The sequence below is a fragment of the Paraburkholderia sp. UCT2 genome, from assembly GCF_014397665.1.
GTDB lineage: Bacteria > Pseudomonadota > Gammaproteobacteria > Burkholderiales > Burkholderiaceae > Paraburkholderia > Paraburkholderia tuberum.
This window is the reverse complement of the sequence record NZ_VZQO01000027.1, coordinates 81,361-100,066: the sequence shown is the minus strand read 5'-3', so window position 1 is coordinate 100,066 and position 18,706 is coordinate 81,361. Positions and strand designations below refer to the sequence as shown.

Annotated in this window: 16 protein-coding genes and 1 pseudogene; 6 read left to right on the top strand and 11 right to left on the bottom strand. The window is 60.8% G+C overall.

Annotated features, from left to right (window positions below; all coding sequences use genetic code 11):
• Positions 1-1,346: hypothetical protein (locus F6X39_RS22260; RefSeq protein ID WP_187618126.1), on the top strand; the 1,346-nt coding region annotated here is incomplete at its 5' end.
• Between the two features lie 357 nt (positions 1,347-1,703).
• On the opposite strand, the gene F6X39_RS22255 is transcribed toward F6X39_RS22260, so the two are convergent.
• Both F6X39_RS22255 and F6X39_RS22245 read right to left on the bottom strand, forming a co-directional pair.
• Positions 1,704-3,248: a TolC family protein gene (locus F6X39_RS22255; protein ID WP_316251711.1), complete on the bottom strand. Its 1,545-nt coding sequence runs from the start codon at positions 3,246-3,248 to the stop codon at positions 1,704-1,706.
• A gap of 1,102 nt (positions 3,249-4,350) precedes the next feature.
• Positions 4,351-4,536, bottom strand: a complete 186-nt coding sequence (locus tag F6X39_RS22245; protein WP_184060756.1) for a hypothetical protein — start codon at positions 4,534-4,536, stop codon at positions 4,351-4,353.
• A 95-nt stretch (positions 4,537-4,631) separates the two neighbouring features.
• Here F6X39_RS22245 and F6X39_RS22240 point away from each other — a divergent pair.
• Positions 4,632-4,967 (top strand): annotated as a pseudogene (locus tag F6X39_RS22240) (LysR substrate-binding domain-containing protein); the annotation flags it as partial.
• Here F6X39_RS22240 and F6X39_RS22235 read toward each other — a convergent pair.
• The gene (locus tag F6X39_RS22235; protein WP_187618125.1) at positions 4,968-5,843 is read right to left on the bottom strand and encodes an aldo/keto reductase family oxidoreductase; all 876 of its coding nucleotides are present in this window, start codon (positions 5,841-5,843) and stop codon (positions 4,968-4,970) included.
• A gap of 107 nt (positions 5,844-5,950) precedes the next feature.
• On the opposite strand from F6X39_RS22235, the gene F6X39_RS22230 reads away from it, so the two are divergent.
• Positions 5,951-6,877, top strand: a complete 927-nt coding sequence (locus F6X39_RS22230; protein ID WP_187618124.1) for a LysR family transcriptional regulator — start codon at positions 5,951-5,953, stop codon at positions 6,875-6,877.
• A gap of 39 nt (positions 6,878-6,916) precedes the next feature.
• On the opposite strand, the gene F6X39_RS22225 is transcribed toward F6X39_RS22230, so the two are convergent.
• A complete protein-coding gene (locus F6X39_RS22225) occupies positions 6,917-7,381 on the bottom strand; it encodes a PleD family two-component system response regulator (protein ID WP_262414770.1) in 465 nt (154 codons plus the stop codon).
• Positions 7,382-7,492: 111 nt separating this feature from the next.
• On the opposite strand from F6X39_RS22225, the gene F6X39_RS22220 reads away from it, so the two are divergent.
• Positions 7,493-8,713: a sensor histidine kinase gene (locus F6X39_RS22220; RefSeq protein WP_187618123.1), complete on the top strand. Its 1,221-nt coding sequence runs from the start codon at positions 7,493-7,495 to the stop codon at positions 8,711-8,713.
• Between the two features lie 16 nt (positions 8,714-8,729).
• Here F6X39_RS22220 and F6X39_RS22215 read toward each other — a convergent pair whose 3' ends face one another.
• From F6X39_RS22215 to F6X39_RS22200, 4 genes are all read right to left on the bottom strand, one after another.
• Entirely contained in the window at positions 8,730-9,536 is an 807-nt protein-coding gene (locus F6X39_RS22215) for an oxidoreductase (RefSeq protein WP_187618122.1), read from the bottom strand.
• Positions 9,537-9,570: 34 nt separating this feature from the next.
• Positions 9,571-12,711 (bottom strand): efflux RND transporter permease subunit, encoded by a 3,141-nt coding sequence (locus F6X39_RS22210; protein ID WP_187618121.1) that lies wholly within the window; start codon positions 12,709-12,711, stop codon positions 9,571-9,573.
• Positions 12,708-13,823, bottom strand: coding sequence for an efflux RND transporter periplasmic adaptor subunit (locus F6X39_RS22205; RefSeq protein WP_187618120.1), 1,116 nt, complete (start codon positions 13,821-13,823; stop codon positions 12,708-12,710). Before F6X39_RS22205 ends, F6X39_RS22210 begins: the two co-directional genes overlap by 4 nt.
• 83 nt (positions 13,824-13,906) lie before the next feature.
• Entirely contained in the window at positions 13,907-14,524 is a 618-nt protein-coding gene (locus F6X39_RS22200) for a TetR/AcrR family transcriptional regulator (RefSeq protein WP_187618119.1), read from the bottom strand.
• A gap of 76 nt (positions 14,525-14,600) precedes the next feature.
• Here F6X39_RS22200 and F6X39_RS22195 point away from each other — a divergent pair, with 76 nt between their 5' ends.
• On the top strand, positions 14,601-16,061 hold the full coding sequence (locus F6X39_RS22195) for an efflux transporter outer membrane subunit (RefSeq protein WP_187618118.1): 1,461 nt from the start codon (positions 14,601-14,603) through the stop codon (positions 16,059-16,061).
• A gap of 90 nt (positions 16,062-16,151) precedes the next feature.
• Entirely contained in the window at positions 16,152-16,766 is a 615-nt protein-coding gene (locus F6X39_RS22190; RefSeq protein ID WP_187618117.1) for a TetR/AcrR family transcriptional regulator, read from the top strand.
• Between the two features lie 419 nt (positions 16,767-17,185).
• Here F6X39_RS22190 and F6X39_RS22185 read toward each other — a convergent pair whose 3' ends face one another.
• From F6X39_RS22185 to F6X39_RS22175, 3 genes are all read right to left on the bottom strand, one after another.
• Entirely contained in the window at positions 17,186-17,638 is a 453-nt protein-coding gene (locus F6X39_RS22185) for a hypothetical protein (RefSeq protein ID WP_184073327.1), read from the bottom strand.
• Positions 17,639-17,717: 79 nt separating this feature from the next.
• Positions 17,718-18,176: a glycoside hydrolase family protein gene (locus F6X39_RS22180; protein ID WP_262414769.1), complete on the bottom strand. Its 459-nt coding sequence runs from the start codon at positions 18,174-18,176 to the stop codon at positions 17,718-17,720.
• Entirely contained in the window at positions 18,176-18,619 is a 444-nt protein-coding gene (locus F6X39_RS22175) for a hypothetical protein (protein ID WP_187618116.1), read from the bottom strand. The genes F6X39_RS22180 and F6X39_RS22175 overlap by 1 nt, the downstream gene beginning before the upstream one ends.
• Between the last annotated feature and the right edge of the window lie 87 nt (positions 18,620-18,706).

Sequence of the window (18,706 nt, the reverse complement as noted above, 5' to 3'; positions counted from 1 at the left end):
GCATCAGCGTCAGCATCCGCGTCAGCATCCGCATCCGCATCAGCGTCAGCATCCGCATCGGCGTCCGCATCAGCATCGGCATCAGCATCCGCATCCGCATCGGCATCAGCGTCCGCATCGGCATCGGCATCGGCATCGGCATCGGCATCGGCATCGGCATCCGCATCCGCATCCGCGTCAGCATCCGCATCCGCATCAGCGTCAGCATCCGCATCCGCATCCGCATCGGCATCCGCATCCGCATCCGCATCCGCATCCGCATCCGCATCCGCATCCGCATCGGCATCGGCATCGGCGTCAGCATCCGCATCAGCGTCAGCATCGGCGTCCGCATCGGCATCAGCATCCGCGTCAGCATCCGCATCAGCGTCAGCATCGGCGTCCGCATCCGCGTCAGCATCCGCATCCGCATCGGCGTCCGCATCGGCATCCGCATCGGCGTCAGCATCGGCATCGGCATCGGCATCGGCATCCGCATCCGCATCCGCATCCGCGTCGGCGTCAGCATCCGCGTCGGCATCGGCATCGGCATCCGCATCCGCATCGGCATCCGCATCCGCATCGGCATCCGCATCAGCATCAGCATCCGCGTCAGCATCCGCGTCGGCATCGGCATCCGCATCCGCATCCGCATCCGCATCCGCATCCGCGTCAGCATCCGCGTCAGCATCCGCATCCGCATCCGCGTCAGCATCCGCATCGGCGTCCGCATCCGCATCGGCGTCAGCATCTGCATCCGCGTCCGCGTCCGCGTCCGCATCGGAATCAGCGTCCGCATCCGTATCGTCGTCAACTGCACCCGGCGGCGTCTGTTCATCCACTACAGCAGGAGCGCTGCCGCCATTACCACCACCGCTCGCGGCAGCAATCCCCGCACCCAGCGCGGCAAGCGCACCCAGGCCCAGGAGGCCGAAGCCCACCAGACCGACACCCGGTGCGGCGACGAGATTCGCGCCGAAACCGTTCAGTTGCGCCGCACCCAGAACCAGAGGCGAGTCCGCGCCATCCACGAGAAAAGCGGCCTCATGATCATCCTCACCGTCCGCAGCGATATATTCGTGATACGACCCGTCTTCACCCAGGCCGACCAGCTCGCCTTCATTGCCGTAGAAGTCCTCAATGATCAGTTGCGGCTGGTCCAGCTCCGCCCCTTCCAGGCTGACCAGAAGATTCTTGCCGGAGCGTCGCACGGTAATGTTTTCGGGGCCGTGGCCGGTCTTGCTCTCGGCCAGAATGAATTTGCCACCTTTGATGGCGCTTACACGAACGGGAGCGCCTTGCGCGGACCCGCGCAATTCAACAGTCTGCTTGATGGTGCTGCCGTCGACAACGGCCAGCTTCACTGAACTGGTACTCATGGTAGTAGTAGTGCCTCTTTGAGTGCGTATGCTGGTCCACCTGGCCAGCGTATAGATAGAAAATGGCGACATGGCAGTCGCAAGAGTGCTGCTCTACCTCCATTCTTGATGGGTGAGCGATAAAACGAAATATGACGAGTTCGAATTTGGACGAGACAGGAACGAGGCATTTCCCGGCACGGGAATCGCGAGCAGCGGTGCCTATGCACGATTGCGTAAGGGCTAAACAGGCAGTTGTCCGATGTTTCTCGCCTCTGTGCGCCAGACGCAAAAAGGGCCGCCATCCAGAAAGGAAGGCAGCCCATCGCGAAGCCCTGTATCCGGTGCGGCTCTGATCCGCAACACCTAACCGCCGGAGCGCCCGGTCTCCAGCCAGTCAACCAGCGAACCCGCGGATGCGTGCTCCCGCAGTACCGCCGCGTAGCCATCGAAACGGTTCGTCACTTCGCTCACGCTGTTGCCGTAGTGATCGTTCTCCGCAAGGAGCACATCGAGCAGGGTTCGTTTGCCCAGGTGGTACCACTGTTCGAAGAAGGCCTTGCGCACCTGATCGGTTTCAGCGGAGAGGCGTTTGTACTGCTCCGCACGGCTGAGCATGGTGTGCGCATCCTGATCCGCGGTGCGAATGCCATACTCGAGGTCACGCCGCTGCTGGTCGAGGCGCTGCCACGAAGCCTGTGCCCGGTACCCTGCCGCAGCCGTCGCCGCCTGCGTCGAACCGCCGCGGAATGCCGCCCAGTTGAGCGTCAACATGGTTTGCCATGGCGCACGTTGTCCCGCGCCCGTGCCTCCGATTCCGGCATTCGCACTGACAACCCAATTCACCGACGGCAGGCCCGACGCTTTCACCACTTTGGCGTTCAGGTCGGCCGCATTTGCCTCGGACTGAATCTGATGCAAGCTCGGATGAGCATTCACCCGCTCCAGGAGTTGCGGCAGATTGCCCGGTTGGAGCGGCCAGTCGCGCGCGTGCGGAATCGGCGGTACGCTTTCGCCCAGCAGCTTTTGCAACGCCAGTTCCGCATCACGTGCCTTCGCTTGCGCTGAATCGCGCGCAGCTTCAGCCTGCAGCAGACGCGCCTTGGCCTGCGTGAGTTCGCTGCCGCGACCACGGTCGACAGCCACAATTTCGCTGAGCATCTTCACGAGCGTGGCCATACGCTCAACAAATTGCTGGCTCACGTCAACGATCGTGCGCTGCTTGCCCAGTTCAACGAGCGTGCTCGTCACCTCGAACGCATTCTGATCGCGGGCCGCTACATAACTACTGAGCGCGGCATCCGAGAGTTGTTCACGACTTCCGATTGTGTTCTTTGTGCGCCCCCAGTCGTACACCGTTGTCGTGACGTTCGCCGTCACTACGTTCCCGTTGTTGGAGCCATTTCGATTACCGGGACCAAATTGCACACCCTGTGTCTGCGAACCGATGTCAACTTGCGGCCACCGCAAGCCTTTCGCTTCGTCGACGTCTGATTTCGCGGCTTCGTAGGCGGCATACGCCTGCCCGACTTCGGGACTGCGCTTCTCCGCTTCCTCGACGGCGCTCAGGAAGATACGGCGCAGCGTGGCGGAATCCACCGGAGGCCCTCCCTCGCTACTGGACGGTTGCGTTTCGAGCCACTGTGAGAACGTCACCGGAGGAGCATGGCTTCCCGGGGTCGACGGCTGTTTAATCTCGACCGGAGTCGATCTGCTTGCAGTTGCTGCATCGCTCGCCAGCGCCAGATCAGACTTCGTTTGAGCGCCCGCAATGGCACTCGCCGGCAAGGCGAGCACGACCAGCAGCGACGAAACCAGCCATGACAGGGGGCGGAGCCGCAAACCGGAGAGGCCGTCCCCGTTGGTGAGGGGCGCGGCAGCCTGTACGTCAGGAAAATCGTTTCGAGTCACGATCGTAACCGGTTAGATTGAAGTATGTGGTGCGACACCCGAACCGCAATCCAGACTCAGAAAACAATGAAGCAATGCTCGTCGTTTAAAGGATCGATTCAGCTCATTCGGGTGACCTGATGAACGAAACACGAGATTTCGTACTGGCTCCAATTGTCCGGATATCGGTGACCCCGCGAAATCAGACAGCCGCGACAACACAGTGAGACTGGTACGAATTTTTCGTTCGCAGTCTTTCACAAGCACTGATTTCCGCGCGCGATTGCCTGACCAGATAGGGCCGTCCGTATCGACAGTGGCCAACCCATTGCTCGCCTATTTTCATCGCACCGTTGGCGCGAGAGCGGCGTGTTGAACAGGCGTGCGGCGAGGTGCGGATAGGGCACGTTCATGGCTGCGCCGAACAGTGAAGTTGTCACACGATTTCCTGCCGCAGTCGAAATTCCTGGTAGCAGCATCATTTCTGACTGGTTCGATACAATGCAAAATGTTATTCCCGTACTATCTCATTTATGTTCTTGAGATTTGCACGGAGATAGCCATGAAGCCTTTCTCTCCGATTGAATTTTCGAACTCGCACAGCCATGCAAGCATCCCGAACCCATGCCCACTTCCGTCTCGTTCCCGTGGGCATGCTGTCGGTGCTGCGAAATCTGTTTGGCGCGCATCGCTGAAGATGTGCAACATATCTTCCCGGTTCACGCATTTCCGCCTGTCGGGGCGAGAAACTGTGAAGGAGAAGGGTAATGCCCAAGTGCCGACTACTGCTTCATTAGCCACTTTGTCTGTCCCCTGCAGGCCTGAGGGCACGTAGTCTCGCTACGGAACATCTTCACCACCGCAAATCGATCTTTGGTTTCGATCTGCTTTTGATTGTGATTTTGACGGAACCCACCACACTCCTTGTACGCGTGTTAGGCGAGAACGCCGGCAACTATTCGCCGAATCTCGTCACTTTGTCGATGCGTAGCTATGCATATGAATCTCTGCGCGCCGATGACGGGCTCAATGACCGGACGATTCTCTACTGAAAGTGGCGGATTACGTGGCCGCCTTTAGCCGGCATTTTTATCGCGCGGACTTTGCCGGGTCATACGATCTGTCAATTCGTCGTCGGCGCGCTGCTTGTGCTAACCATCACCTGACATAGATGACGGTGTTCGAAGACAGCGCGATCAGGATCGATGCGCATGCTGCCGCCAGTGCGATCGCGCAATCCGCGAGGGTCTAAAGGTGTCGCGGCGATAACACTCATTGCCGCATCGGCTCTTGCCATAATCATGTTCATGTTGTCCTTCGGGCGGAGGCGGCGGCCGAAAGCCGACTATGCTCATAGCTCGCTACACATGACCGACCACCAATGTGCAGACCTGTGACCACTGGCCCACCCTCGCGCAGTTCTGCAAGCTCGAACACGTGATCGTGTAGCCCGATGGCGGCGGCTTTTTCGGGGTCACCGACGAGACGCTCGCGAAGGTGGGACTCGCGCGCAAGGTCGTGCTGTCGGTGCCGCACTTTCTGTTCATGCAGTCGGTGCTCGCGAGCACGGATCTCGTGGGGATGCTGCCCGCGCGTCTCGTGCGCGGCACGGACGCGCTGCGGATGGTCGAGCCGCCCGTCGAGGTGCCGGGCTACGAGATGGCGATGCTATGGCACGAGCGGGTGCATCGCGATCCCGCGCATCAATGGTTGCGGGAGTTCATCGCGGCATCGGTGTAATCAGCCCTTTTCAGCGCCGATCGCATTCAGTTGATCGAGCACCTCGTCGCTGAGCTTCAACTGCGCCGACTGCAGGTTTTCACGCAGATGAGTCACCGAAGACGTGCCCGGAATCAGCAGAATGTTAGGTTCCCGATGCAATAGCCAGGCAAGCGCGACCTGCATAGGCGTTGCCTCGAGCTTGCGCGCAAGCTCCGACAGCTCGGACGATTGAATCGGCGTGAAGCCACCCAGCGGGAAAAACGGCACGTAGGCGATGCCCTGCTCCGCGAGCGCATCGATCAACGCATCGTCGTCGCGATGCACGAGGTTGTAGTGGTTCTGCACGCACACGACCTTCGTGATGCGCTGCGCCTCGGCAATCTGCGCGGCCGTCACGTTGCTCAGGCCGACATGACGCACGAGCCCGCGCTGCTGCAGCTCGGCAAGCGCCGTGACCTGCTTTTCGATCGAGCCCTCGCTCGGCTCGTGCACGTTGCCCATCACGCGCATGTTGACCACGTCGAGCGCGTCGAGCCCGAGGTTGCGCAGATTGTCATGCACCGCGCGCTCGAGGTCGGCGGGCTCCTGCGCCGGCAGCCAGGCGCCGGCGCCATCGCGCACCGCGCCCACCTTCGTCACGATCGTCAGATCGCGTGGATACGGGTGGAGCGCCTCGCGGATCAACTGATTGGTCACGTGCGGCCCGTAAAAATCGCTGGTATCGATGTGATCGACGCCCGACGCGACCGCCTCACGCAGCACCGCGAGCGCCGCGTCGCGGTCTTTCGGCGGCCCGAACACGCCGGGGCCGGCCAGCTGCATCGCGCCATAGCCCATGCGCCGCACCGGGCGGCCGGCTAGTGCGAAAGTGTCGATGGAGCTGAAGTTCGGCATGACGATCTCCTTGTGAAGTGATGAGCGGCAGTATCGCCGCAATTGCGTTGTTGAATAAAGCGGTCTAACGTGTACGGGTTGTTCAAAATTCTGCACAATCAATCGTCATGGAACTGAATGATCTGGCCGCCTTCGTTTCCGTCGCTCGCGCCGGCGGCTTTCGCGACGCGGCGCGCGTGAGCGGCGTGTCGGCGTCGAGTCTAAGCGTCGCGGTGCGGCGCCTCGAAACGAAACTCGGGCTGCGGCTCCTGAACCGCACCACGCGCAGCGTCGCGCCGACCGAAGCCGGGCTGCGTCTGATCGAGAAGCTGACGCCGCTGTTCGGCGAAATGGAAGCGGCGCTCGACGTGCTGAACGGCTTTCGCGACAAGCCGACCGGCACATTGAAGCTCAACGTGCCGTCGAGCGTCGCGCGCATCGTGCTGCCCGACGTCCTTGCGCGCTTTCTGAAGCAGTACCCGGATATTCGCGTCGAAGTGGTGGTCGAGGATGGTTTCGTCGATGTGCTATCGATCGGGTGCGATGCGGGCATTCGCTACGATGAACGCCTCGAGCAGGACATGATCGCGGTGCCGATCGGCGCGCGCGTGCAGCGCTTCGCGACCGCCGCGGCGCCCACGTATCTCGACGCGCACGGCCGTCCGCAACATCCCGGCGAATTGCTCGCGCATGCCTGCCTGCGCGGGCAATTCGCCAGCGGCGCGATGCCGATCTGGTACTTCGAGCGCGACGGCGAGCTCCTGCAATTGAATCCGACAGGACCGCTGCTGGTGCGGCCCGGCGCCGCGATCGACCTCGCGGTCAGCGGCGCGGTCGCGGGCCTCGGCATCATTCACCTGTTCGAAGACATGCTGCGCCCGCATCTGGACAGCGGCGCGCTCGAAGCGATTCTCGAACCGTGGTGGCAGCGCTTTTCAGGGCCTTTTCTTTACTATCCGGGCCATCGTCATGTGCCCGCGCCGCTGCGCGCGTTCGTCGATTTCCTGAAGGCCGACTCAGCAAGTGTCCCGGACGATGACGTGGCACGGCGTTGACGTCATCACACGACGGTGAACGCGGCGACGCGTGCCATATCAGCATCGTGGCGCGCAGAGCTGCGCGATCGTGGTCAGAAAGAGATCCGCGCCGATCGGCTTCAGCAGACATGCGCTGCAGTAATGCGCATCGCTGTCCGAAGGCGGCACCGCGGTATGGACCAGAATCGGTACGTTGACGGATAACGGCATCGATTTCAAACGGCGGCATAACTCCGCGCCGTCCATGACCGGCATCATCCAGTCCGTAACAATCAGGTCGGGAACGTGAGCGACGACACAAGCGAGTGCTTCGGCGCCGTTGCTCGCGCAACTCACCTCATACCCTTCGCTCTCCAGAATCAACCGCCATGCGGCTAGAATTTCCGGTTCGTCGTCGACCAGCAATATCGAATACATCATGTTTTGCGGACGAAATTTGCCTTCTTGTCTGATCAGAGTCTCGCAAGAGATGTTCCACGAACGGCAATTGCGCGGATAATGACGCGGGTTGCCGGCGCGCATCGGGTCGCCTGGCCGATCGGCAGCGAAACAGGTTTGCGGTGCCCGCGCAAATCGAGGCGTTCGAACCGTTCGCGCGTTGTATGTTGTAGAAACTCCATTCCGGTATCCATCATGACCGACAGACGCGTGAGCCCGCTGCGCAACTTCGCCAACTTCATCCGCGCGGAACGGGGCGGCCTGACGCGGCAATGGATGCATGCCGTCTCCGCCGACGCCGATCTCGTCGAAGCGGACAAGCTCACTTATCGGCAACTGGCCGACCATCTGCCGGATATTCTCGACGAGCTGTGCCGGGCGCTCGATGCAGAAGATCTCGAGCGCGTCGAAACATCGATCGAACGCGACGCGAAGAAGCACGGCAAGGTCCGTTTGCAGCAGGGCTACCGGATCGAAGAGCTGGTGCGCGAACTGGACCTCTTTCAGCAGGTGCTCTTCGAAGCGCTCGAAGAGTTCGTCGAACGCGACCGGACGTGCACGCGCCGTCACGAGAGCCGCGCGCGCCGCCTGATCGCCGAAGCATTCAGCGTGGTCAGGTATGAGTCGATCAAGGAAGTGGTCGCCGAACGCGATCGCAAGATCGACGAATACACGGGACGGCTCGAACGCGCGAATCACGAATTGACGCTCGAGCAACGGCTGGTCGGCGATCTATATGCATCGCGGATGCAGATCACGCGCAGCGTCGTGCACGATCTGCGCAATTTCCTCAACGCGTTTTCGGTCGCGCTGCAACTGATCGAGCGAGCGCCGTCGAAAGCCGATACAGCATTGACGCTCGCGAACCGTCAGGCTGCCGACATGAAGCAACTGGTCGACCAGATGGTCGAGTACTCGGTCGTGCTCGGAGACTCCGCGCCGCTCGTGCTCGAAGACGTCGATTTGCGCGAACTCTTCGACGAACTCGTCGCGTCGACGCGACCGTCGATCGAGGCGAAAGGGCTTGCGTTGCGCAGCGCGTTCGACGCGGCGCTGCCGGTCGTCACGTCGAATCGGCTGAAGCTCAAGCAGATCGCGGTCAATCTGTTGAGCAACGCGATCAAGTACACGAAATCGGGGCAAGTCGAAATCCGGTTCGCGATGCATGGCGCCGAACACTGGGCGATTCGCGTCTCCGACACCGGCGTCGGCATTGCGCCCGCCGACGCGGAGCGCGTATTCGATGAGTTCGAGCGCGCGGCCTGCGACGAGATTCCGGGCACGGGGCTCGGGCTCGCGATCGTCAGGGAGCTATGCCGCGTGCTCGATGGGCAGATCGAGTTTGCGTCGCGCGAGGGCGTGGGGACCACGTTCGAGATCCGGTTTCCGCTGCGTCGAACCTTGGCCGCAATGTGATGCGTGGACGAGCGCTTCAACCAAGTCCGAATGTATTCCTCAAGCTTGAATCGACGGGACCAGCGGGCATAAAGCGGCGTAACTTGCTCAGCAACGACGCCTGCCCGGCAGGCGTGCGACGCATCCGCCAGGCGCCAAGCGCCGCTTCGACAATAGTGTTCGCCACGCCCTCGGGCTCGGGGGCACCTTTGACACTGTTCACGACTGCGCTCGTTGCAAGGGCACGCTCGCGGTCATAGTCGGCGATTTTCGAACCCGCCTGAGGTGCATTGATGTCGAGATTGGTCCTGGTAAAAGTCGGTTCGACCAGCGTCGCGCGTATGCCGAACTGGCGCACCTCATGATCCAGGGTTTCGGTCAGCCCTTCCACAGCGTGCTTGGACGCCGAATAGAGTCCCATGTAGGGCGCCGGGAGAAACCCGAGCACCGAACTGACATTGACGATCCTTCCACCGCGTTGTGCCCGCATGTGGGGGAGTACAGCCTGTGTCGCGCGCAGAATGCTGAATACATTGGTATCGAACAGAGACGAGGCCTCGGCAGTCGACGTTTCCTCGACCGCGCCAATCATGCTCGTTCCTGCATTGTTGACGAGCACGTCGATTCGCCTCGCGCGATCGATGACGGACTGGATTCCAGCCTGGACCGAAGCATCGTTGCGAACATCCATCTCGACAAGCTCGACTCCCGAGATAGGCGCCGCTTTTGCGATGCTGCGCACGGTGCCAAATACGCGGCACCCCCGCCTGGCAAACTTCTCGGCGGCGGCGCGTCCGATACCCGATGAGACGCCGGTAACAACGACAACAGTGGAATTCGACATGAACAGCTCCCTTCAGGTGAATTGATGGTGTTTTTTAACTGCCCGCGTCGAGCGTGTCCTGTAGCGTTTGCTCGGAAGGCTGCACCTGCTCATGCCGATCTTTGCGCAAGCCGGCGATACGCTCGGGTCGAATCTTGAACCAGATCGAATACATCGCCGGCAGGAAGACCAGGGTCAGAATCGTCCCGGCGAACGTACCGCCGATCAGCGTGTACGCGAGGGTTCCCCAGAACACCGAATGGGTCAGCGGGATGAACGCGAGGATCGCCGCCATGGCCGTCAGGATCACCGGTCTGGCACGCTGCACGGTGGCTTCGACGACCGCATGGAACGGATCCAGCCCCGCCTGCTCGTTCTGGTGAATCTGTCCGATCAGGATCAGCGTGTTGCGCATCAGGATGCCCGATAGCGCGATGAGACCGACCAGCGCATTGATGCCGAACGGCTGCCTGAACAGGATCAAGGTCGGCACCACCCCGATCAAGCCCAGCGGGCTGGTCAGGAACACCATCACCATTGCGGAGATCGAGCGCACCTGGAAGATGATGATGATGAGCGTAACCGCCAGCATGATCGGGAAGAGCGGCAACATGGCTTTCGTCGCTTTAGCCGATTCCTCGATGGAGCCCGCCTCTTCGATACGGTAGCCGGTCGGAAGCCTGGCGATGATGGGTTGGAGCTGCCTGGTGATTGCCGTCGATACGTCCGGCGGCTGAAGGTTGTCGGCGATGTCGCCCCGTACCGTGATCGTCGGCACGCGGTCCCGCCAGCGCATGATGGGTTCCTCCATGCGCACGTCGACCTTGCCCACCTGCGCCAGCGGAATGCGTTGCCCGTTCGCGCCAGCCAGCGTGAAGTCGCCGAGCCGCGCCGGGTCGAGACGAACATCGCCGGCCGAACGCGCGATGACCTGCACGGTTCGAATATCCTCACGCACGGCGGTGACGGGCACGCCGGTCAGCAGGAATTGCAGTTGTTGCGCCACGGCGCTGGATGTCAGCCCCACCGCCTGCAAGCGATCCTGCTGCAACGTGAAGTGCAGCGTGGGCGTGCGCGTCCCCCAGTCAGCGTTGACCGTACGCATCATCGGACTGGCCTCCATCCCTTGCTCAACTTCTCCCGCAATACCGCGCAGCTTGTCCGGGTCCGGGCCAGAGATACGGTAGGCGACCGGGAACGGCGAATACGGCCCGAACACGAGTTGCGTGACCCGCACGCGCGCCTCGGAGGCGAGACCGTTGGCGACTGCCTGACGCAGTCGCTGCTTCAATGCGTCGCGCTCATCCTGGCTGTCCGTGCGCACCACGATCTTGGCAAACGACGGATCGGGCAGTTCCGGCCCCATCGCCAGGTAAAAGCGTGGCGCGCCTTGCCCGACGTACGCGGTGACGATCCTGGCTTCCTTCTGCTTCGCGAGCCATGCTTCGACCTTCGTCGTCGCGGCGCTGGTTTGCGAGATCGACGTGCCATAGGGCATCTGCACCTCGACCAGCACTTCGGGACGGTCGGAGATCGGGAAAAACTGTTTTTTGACCACGCCCATGCCGAGGATGGCCAGCACGAAGAGGCCCACGACCGAACCGGCGACCAGCCATTTGCGCGCGATGACGCGCGTGAGCAGCTGACGGAAGCGGTTGTAGCGCGGCGTGTCGTAGATCGCGTCGTGACCGCCTTCGACCTTTTTGAAGTCGGGCAGCATCTTCACACCCAGGTAGGGCGTGAAGACCACGGCGACGACCCACGATGCGATCAGTGCGATGCCGACGATCCAGAACATGTTGCTGGTGTATTCCCCGGCCGTGGAGCGCGCGAAACCATTGGGCATGAAGCCGACGGCGGTCACCAGCGTGCCCGCCAGCATCGGCGCGGCCGTATGGCTCCACGCGTAGGCGGAGGCGGCGATGCGGCTGTAGCCTTCCTCCATCTTTACCACCATCATTTCGATCGCGATGATCGCGTCGTCCACGAGCAGGCCGAGCGCGAGGATCAGCGATCCGAGCGTGATGCGATCGAAGTTCTTGCCGGTCGCGGCCATCACCACGAACACGACCGCGAGTGTCAGCGGTACGGCCGCGGCAACGACGAGGCCCACCCGCCAGCCCATGCTGACGAAACTCACCAGCATGACCACCAGCAGCGCGACGAAAAACTTGAGCATGAACTCGTCTACCGCCGAATGAATGTTGACGGCTTGATCGGTGACTTTGGTCAGGCTCATGCCCAGCGGCAGCCCGGCGTTGATTGCGCCGACCTCGCTGTCCAGCGCCTTGCCGAGATCGAGCCCGTTCCAGCCGTCGCGCATGACGATGCCCAGCAGCAGTGCCGGTTCGCCGTTGTTGCGGATCATGAACGTCGCCGGATCTTCATAACCACGTGTGACGGTGGCAATGTCCGATAGCTTCAGCGTGCGGCCCTGCGCTACGACCGGCGTGTCGCGGATCTTCTGCAGGTTGTCAAAGGCGCCGTCCAGGCGAATGAACACCTCCGGACCTTTGGTCTCCACGGAGCCGGCCGGCGTCAGGGCATTCTGACCGTTGAGCGCGGCGAACACGTCCTGGGGGCTCACGCCCAGCGTTGCCAGACGGTCATGTGAGAGCTCGACATAGATCCGCTCCGACTGCTCGCCGATGATGTCGACTTTCTTCACGCCCGGCACGTGCAGCAGCCGTTGGCGCAGCGTCTCCGCATCGCGCACCAGCAGGCGCTGCGGTTCGCCCCTGGCCTTCAGTGCGAAGAGGGCAAACGTGACGTCCGCATATTCGTCATTGACCATCGGCCCGATCACGCCAGCCGGAAGGTTATTTGCCTCGTCGCTGATTTTTTTCCGGGCCTGGTAGAACTGTTCCTGTACTTCCGACGGCGGCGTGCTGTCGAGCAGCGTCAAGGTCGTGAAGGCGAGGCCTGGTCGCGTATAGGTCTCGGTCCGGTCGTACCAGCGCAGCTCCTGCATGCGCTTTTCGATCTTCTCGGCGACCTGATCGTGCATTTCCTGCGCCGTGGCTCCCGGCCAGGCGGTGATGATGGTCATCACCTTGACCGTGAACGCGGGGTCTTCCGCCCGGCCCAGCTTGAAGAACGAAACGAGCCCGGCCAGTGAAATCAGGCAGATCAGGAACAGGGTGATGGAGCGCTCGCGCACGGCGAGCGCCGACAGGTTGAAACGGCCTTCGCTCACGGACGGGCTCCCTCGGCCGTCATGGCGACGGCTTGACTTGTCACCCGGACCTGCTCGCCTTCGCGCAGCAGCTGCGCGCCGAGCGCGACGATCCGGTCGCCTTGCCTGATCTCACCGGCGACGCGAGCACTATCGTCGTCCAGATGTTCGACAGTAACCGGCCGCCAGGCGACCTTTGCCGGCTCGCCGTTGATGACCCACACCCCCGGTCCCTTGCCCGCGTCAAACAGCGCGCCGATCGGCACCTGCAAACCGCCTTGCACCGCGGAACGCGCGTCCGGAATCTGGACCGTGACGGTGGCGCCCAGTGGGGCGTCGGCCAGCTCTCCCTGCAGCACATACCGCGCTTCAAAGGTCCGGGTACGAGGATCCGCCGTATCCGAAAGCTGGCGCAGCGTCGCCGGCACGCTAACACCGCCGTTGCCGAACAGCGTGGCCTGGGCGACCGAACCGATTGCGGGGCGTAGGGTTTCGGGTAGCTGGATGACAGCCTCGCGGCGCCCGGCGTGCGCCAGGCGCACCACGGGCTGCCCGGCGCTGACGACCTGGCCCGGTTCGGCCAGCGTTTCCATCACGACGCCATCGCCGTCCGCCAACAGTTCGGCATAACCCGTCGCGTTGCGCGCAACGTCGGCGTCAGCCTCGGCCGCACTGAGCTGCGCTTTGGCGGCGTCGGCCGCCGCCTTGATCTGGTCGTAGGCCGATGCCGATATCGCGCCGGTACCGCGCAGGTCGCGGTAGCGCTCTTCGTCCTGCGCGGTCTGCTGCGCCCGTGCTCGCGCGGCGGTGACCGCGTCCCGCCGGGCCTGCGCGGCAAGCCTCAGATCAATGGGGTCGAGGCGCATCAGCAGCTGGCCGCGTTTGACGGTTTGCCCGGCATCCACCAGCCGCTCGAGCACCTTGCCGGAGACGCGAAATCCCAGGTCGCTCTGCACACGCGCGGCGACGGTTCCGGTAAACGAACGGGAGGCGGGGATCGCCGCCTGAGCGATGGCGGTGCGCACCAGGGGCGCTTCGGTGCGCGGATCGGACGGTGCTTTTGCGCCGCAGGCGGCTAGCGCAAGTGCCAGTGCACAGACGACTGTAGAGGTAGCAAGGCGACGCCGGAGCATGAAAGACCCATTGACGGAGTGATCGGGGCTTTCATTATGGTTCTAGTGACCAAATTAGTCAATGGTCACCGCCGAGATTTTCATCAAGGCGACAGACTGCGGAGCACGAGACCGGACAGTTGTGCAGGCGCGACCTTGGTGTAATCGAAGCTGTACTGCAGGAGCATTGGGTTGAGGTAGGGGCGCAACACCAGATAGATCGCCATCGCAGTCTCATCGAGGGGGGTTTTGCGCTCGAAGTCCCCGCTTTGCCGACCCTCCTGGAGGACGTCCCGAAGCAGCTTCTGGACGCGCTCTTCATACGCAAGCACCGCCTGCCAGTTCTCCGTGGCCGCCGATGCGGCAATCTCGTAAAGTTTGCGGTCTTGGAAAAACAGACGGAGGCTCGCTTCCGTGAAGACGTTGAACATCCGCCGCAGCTTCTCCGGTGGCAGATCGGTCTGTGCGACGGCCGACCTGACCTCGGTTTCGATCTCGTGCAGGCAGTTCGCGCAAATCATCTCGCCAATGGCCTGCTTGGACTCGAAGAACTTGTAGATGTAGGCCTTGGAAAACCCGATCGCCTTGGCGAGGTCTGAGACCGTCGTTTTCTCGTAGCCATACCGGCTGAAGTGCTCGGTGGCGGCGACAACGATCTGATCCCGTACCTCGTGGTCAGCGGGGCCGCGCGCCGGGATGGGGGAAGTGGTGGCTTTTTTCATGGGTATAGCATACAGGAATGGACAACCAGTGACTATTTGGTATTATAGTCACCACCGGAATCTTGCGAAGACGCTCATGCTACCCAAACCCATCCTTGCCGCGGTTATTGTCGCCAGTCTCTCGGCTGGCTGCGCTGTAGGCCCCGATTATGTCCGGCCCAATGTAGCCATGCCCAAGCAGTTCCAGGGCCAGGCCGCGGTGGATCACCGGCACGCGGCGGCCAGTGCCGACCTTGTCACGTGGTGGACGGGTTTCGATGATCCGCAACTGACACGATTCGTCACGCTCGCACTGGATCAGAACCTGGACCTCGCGCAGGCCGCCGCTCGCGTCTCGCAGGCGCGCGCGGGACTTGGCGCGGCGAATGCCGCGCTGCTGCCGTCCGGCACTGTCAGCGGGCAGGCGGCGCGAGTCTACCAGTCGGTCGAAACCCCCTTGGGGCGAGTTCTGAATTCGACGCCCGGTTTCGATCGCTACGGCAATGATTACGAGGCTAATTTCAACGCGAGCTGGGAACTGGATGTGTTTGGTGGCCTGCGTCGCGGGCGGGAAGCCGCACTTGCCGAATACCAGGCTTCGGAAGCCGGTGCGGTGGCCACGCGCCTGGCAGTGGCGGCGCAGACTGGCGATATTTACATCACGATTCGTGGATTGCAGGCCCGTCTGAAGGTTGCCCGGCGGCAGGTGCAGACGCAGCAGGATCTGCTTTCGACCATCAACCTCCTGTATAGCAAAGGATTGGCGGCCGACCTTCAGGTGAGCCAGGCCGAAGGTGCGCTGGCTCAGGTTCGGGCATCCGTGCCAGTGCTCGAGACGGGTCTCGACGCGGCCATGAACGCGCTGGATGTAATGCTGGGTTCACAGCCCGGTACGCATCGGGCCGAACTGGTCGAAGCTGGCGACATCCCGGTCGCCCCGCGGATCGCGGACACAGGATCCCCGGGAGAGTTGCTCAGGCGCCGGCCCGACCTGATCGTGGCCGAGCGTCGCCTCGCCGCATCGAACGCGCGCATCGGCGTGGCCATCGCCGAGTATTACCCCAAGGTGTCGCTCAGTGGACTGCTCGGCAGCGCCACCTCGATGGCCAGCGGCAACCTGTTCAGTACCGGCGCCAATCAGGCCGCTGGCGTGCTGGGGCTGCGCTGGCGCCTGTTCGATTTCGGCCGCATCAATGCGCAGATCGAGCAGGCCAAGGGGCAGCAGGCGGAAATGCTGGCCGCGTATCGGCTCGCCGCGCTTCATGCAACCGAAGACGTCGAGAACTCATTCTCGGCACTCGTGAAGCGCGAGCAAGAGGCCGCGGTGCTCGCCCAGGGAGTGAACTCGCTCGGCCGGGCGCGAGCCGCCTCGTTCGCAGCCTATCAAAAAGGCGTCGTCAGCCTGATCGAAGTCTTGCAGGCCGACGACAACCTGCTACGCGCCTCCGACGAGCGGGTGCAGGCGCAAACGGAATCCGCACGCGCAGCCGTTGCTGCCTTCAAGGCGCTCGGTGGCGGATGGCAACCTCGCGAATCCGAAGCGGTCGCCATCAAATAGCAACCCTACGCACCCAACGATTTGCCAGGAGCGTGGTTTTGGCCATCGTTCTTTGCCATATGAGCGCTTTGCCGCATGCCACACAGACGAATGACGCGAGCAGAAAGCCGCGAGCGAACCAGGCGGCGCCTGCTCGACGCAGCAGCGTCGAGCATCGCCGAAAAAGGGTTTGCTGCGACTAGCGTGGAGGATATCGCAGCCCAGGCCGGCTATACCCGCGGCGCGTTTTACTCGAACTTCAGCAGCAAGAGCGATCTATTCGTCGAACTGCTCCGTCTCGATCACCAGAACATGCAAGAAAACTTGCAGAAGCTGCGAGACGCGGCACCGTCCAGCGAAAACCTGCAAGTGCAGCTTGCCTTGTTGTACGCGCAGTGCTATCGCGACGACAACAACTACATCATCTGGGCTGAGGCACGTTTGCATGCCATGCGTGACGCGAAATTCCGACAACATGTGAATGCCTTATGCCTGCAAAAGCGCGACATGATCGCGTACTTCATTGAGCAGTTATGCAAGCGCCTCAACATACAGTTGCCGGGCCCTTTCGCCGACCGCGCGCTCGCCGTTATCGCATTGATCGACGGCATCCTCTACTTCAACATGACGATGCCCAATGATCTGTCGAACGCTTCGGCCGAAGCGATTTTGAGCAACGTTTTGACAAAGATGTTCTGCAATGCACCAGTCCTGACTGAAACATAGTTTGATCTTGCTGCTCCTCCGCAAATACCCGGTCAAGCGATTCAATCCATTAGTTGGTATCAGCCAAGTCTCCTAGTTGTCGCGCGCGCGGAGGCGGCCAGAGAGTCAACGGAGAATGGCTGATAGAGTGTCCGTTCGGATTTCTTACCGGCCGTTGACCTGCGGAAGCGTCAAATGACCGGAGAGGGGACTGGCCACCACTGCCGCCGCTGCACGATGTTGAAATTAGCTGGATGGGGCCTAAAGGCTTCGTGCTCACCGGCATCGAGTTCATCGGCAATGTCGCGTATGCCCAGTCGTGGTGGTGCCGCTTGCCCGCATGACCTGCCCTTAAATGGCCCCGTCGAAACGGGTCGTTCAACCCGTTTTTATTGGATAGAGGTCGACACAAATTCATTGCGTCACTCTCGCAATCCTTTCTACTGACTTCTTCGAAGTAATTTATTGATCGCAGCACATTTTGGAATTTTTGATGTTTCCATATCTCCAGGACAAGCCAGCCACTTATAGAATTCCATTTCCTGCGACGCGATCTTCAACCGGCATTCCGCAACCTGAAAACCAGTATCAGGAGCATAGCGATCACTCCATTCGTTAAACGAATAAGCAATTAAAGTACAGTCCGATGATATTTTTTCATTCCATACTTCAAAATTCTTGTCTAGAGCAATTTGTTTATCTCCCGTCGTGATCTTTCTGATGCCTCGATACAGCTTCTCTGCGTCAGCGAGAATTTTTTCTGTGTCGGCGTTAGTGCAGGCAAGAAAATCGTTTCGCGTTTTTGCCTTTTCTTCACATGACGTATCCGCAAACACGGAAATAGATGCCGATACAATTAATACGGCCACGATGGCTTTAATGGCTGTGGTCATAATTTCCGTCTTTGAAAAGACTACCTTCTGAGCGACGTCGCTTGATCAGTCCACGCGGACGCACACCACCGGCCATCGTTTATTCTAAAAATTTGGCCGGCACGCGGTCATAATGACCAGAGTTAACAAGATTCAGCAAGCCAGCATTACCACTTGGAAGATTATATACAAAGCAAACGAGTGTGTCGTACTCGAACTGATATAGTGGCACGTGAATTTTTTTATTTACAATGCGCTCCGGGTATTCAAGATCAAGCAGCAGCGCCTGCGCAATTGTTACGCCATTACGAAACGGCGCTTCAGACGCCGCACCAGATATTGGCCCCATATGAACCAGATGCCCATATCCAACAGTTGCATTACCTCCTTTACCTGCCCCGTCATTGTCATATATATGCGGCATGAAAGCTTCCCAGCCTGCAATGAAAGTTATCCCTTGTTGCGATATCTTCCAGGGTTTGCCTAGTCGTCTGGATTGGACCACCAGATTCGAATCCGGATTTGTATTCGTTACCGCTGTTCCAAGTGCGTCAGGCATTACGCCTCCTCTCTGTGACCAAGATAAATATGTATGGATTGAGCGCCGTTTGTTTTGTAGCGTTTAGTGCGCCCCAGACCATCCGTTACGCCGTGGACGAGCGAACCGGACGGCAGACGAACCGTGTAATACGTGTCGGGCATAACGCGGCCGTCACCATCTTTGAGTGTGTATTGTTCGTCGTGAGTGCGATCCTTTGACGTTAGCACTGGCGCCGCCTTCCGCCCGCGACAGTCGCACGCCCATGCGTAACCCAGGGCTTCAGCCATGTCGTAACCGTTTGAATACGATTTCAGCCTATCGAACGGAAACCATTCGCCGGTTTCGGCGTTCAGCGCCATGGCGGACGGCATTGGCGGGAAGTTTGAGTAGATTGAATAGGTGATACGGCAAAGCTGGCACTCTTCCTTGCCGCCGGCTTCATCCTGTTTCTGCTGTCCCATTTGACCTCTTCTGATTTTCCAGAACACACGCAGAGAATTAACCATCTAACACACGACACGGTCAACGACTTTAATTTGAGATAAAAC

Bases quoted from the DNA above. Each gene is read 5' to 3' on its own strand.
- F6X39_RS22225 (WP_262414770.1), bottom strand. From the start codon at position 7,381: ATGCGCGCCGGCAACCCGCGTCATTATCCGCGCAATTGCCGTTCGTGG.
- F6X39_RS22195 (WP_187618118.1), top strand. From the start codon at position 14,601: ATGCTACCCAAACCCATCCTTGCCGCGGTTATTGTCGCCAGTCTCTCG.
- F6X39_RS22180 (WP_262414769.1), bottom strand. From the start codon at position 18,176: ATGCCTGACGCACTTGGAACAGCGGTAACGAATACAAATCCGGATTCG.
- F6X39_RS22175 (WP_187618116.1), bottom strand. From the start codon at position 18,619: ATGGGACAGCAGAAACAGGATGAAGCCGGCGGCAAGGAAGAGTGCCAG.
- F6X39_RS22220 (WP_187618123.1), top strand. From the start codon at position 7,493: ATGACCGACAGACGCGTGAGCCCGCTGCGCAACTTCGCCAACTTCATC.
- F6X39_RS22205 (WP_187618120.1), bottom strand. From the start codon at position 13,823: ATGCTCCGGCGTCGCCTTGCTACCTCTACAGTCGTCTGTGCACTGGCA.
- F6X39_RS22230 (WP_187618124.1), top strand. From the start codon at position 5,951: ATGGAACTGAATGATCTGGCCGCCTTCGTTTCCGTCGCTCGCGCCGGC.
- F6X39_RS22190 (WP_187618117.1), top strand. From the start codon at position 16,152: ATGACGCGAGCAGAAAGCCGCGAGCGAACCAGGCGGCGCCTGCTCGAC.
- F6X39_RS22235 (WP_187618125.1), bottom strand. From the start codon at position 5,843: ATGCCGAACTTCAGCTCCATCGACACTTTCGCACTAGCCGGCCGCCCG.
- F6X39_RS22185 (WP_184073327.1), bottom strand. From the start codon at position 17,638: ATGACCACAGCCATTAAAGCCATCGTGGCCGTATTAATTGTATCGGCA.
- F6X39_RS22215 (WP_187618122.1), bottom strand. From the start codon at position 9,536: ATGTCGAATTCCACTGTTGTCGTTGTTACCGGCGTCTCATCGGGTATC.
- F6X39_RS22245 (WP_184060756.1), bottom strand. From the start codon at position 4,536: ATGAACATGATTATGGCAAGAGCCGATGCGGCAATGAGTGTTATCGCC.
- F6X39_RS22200 (WP_187618119.1), bottom strand. From the start codon at position 14,524: ATGAAAAAAGCCACCACTTCCCCCATCCCGGCGCGCGGCCCCGCTGAC.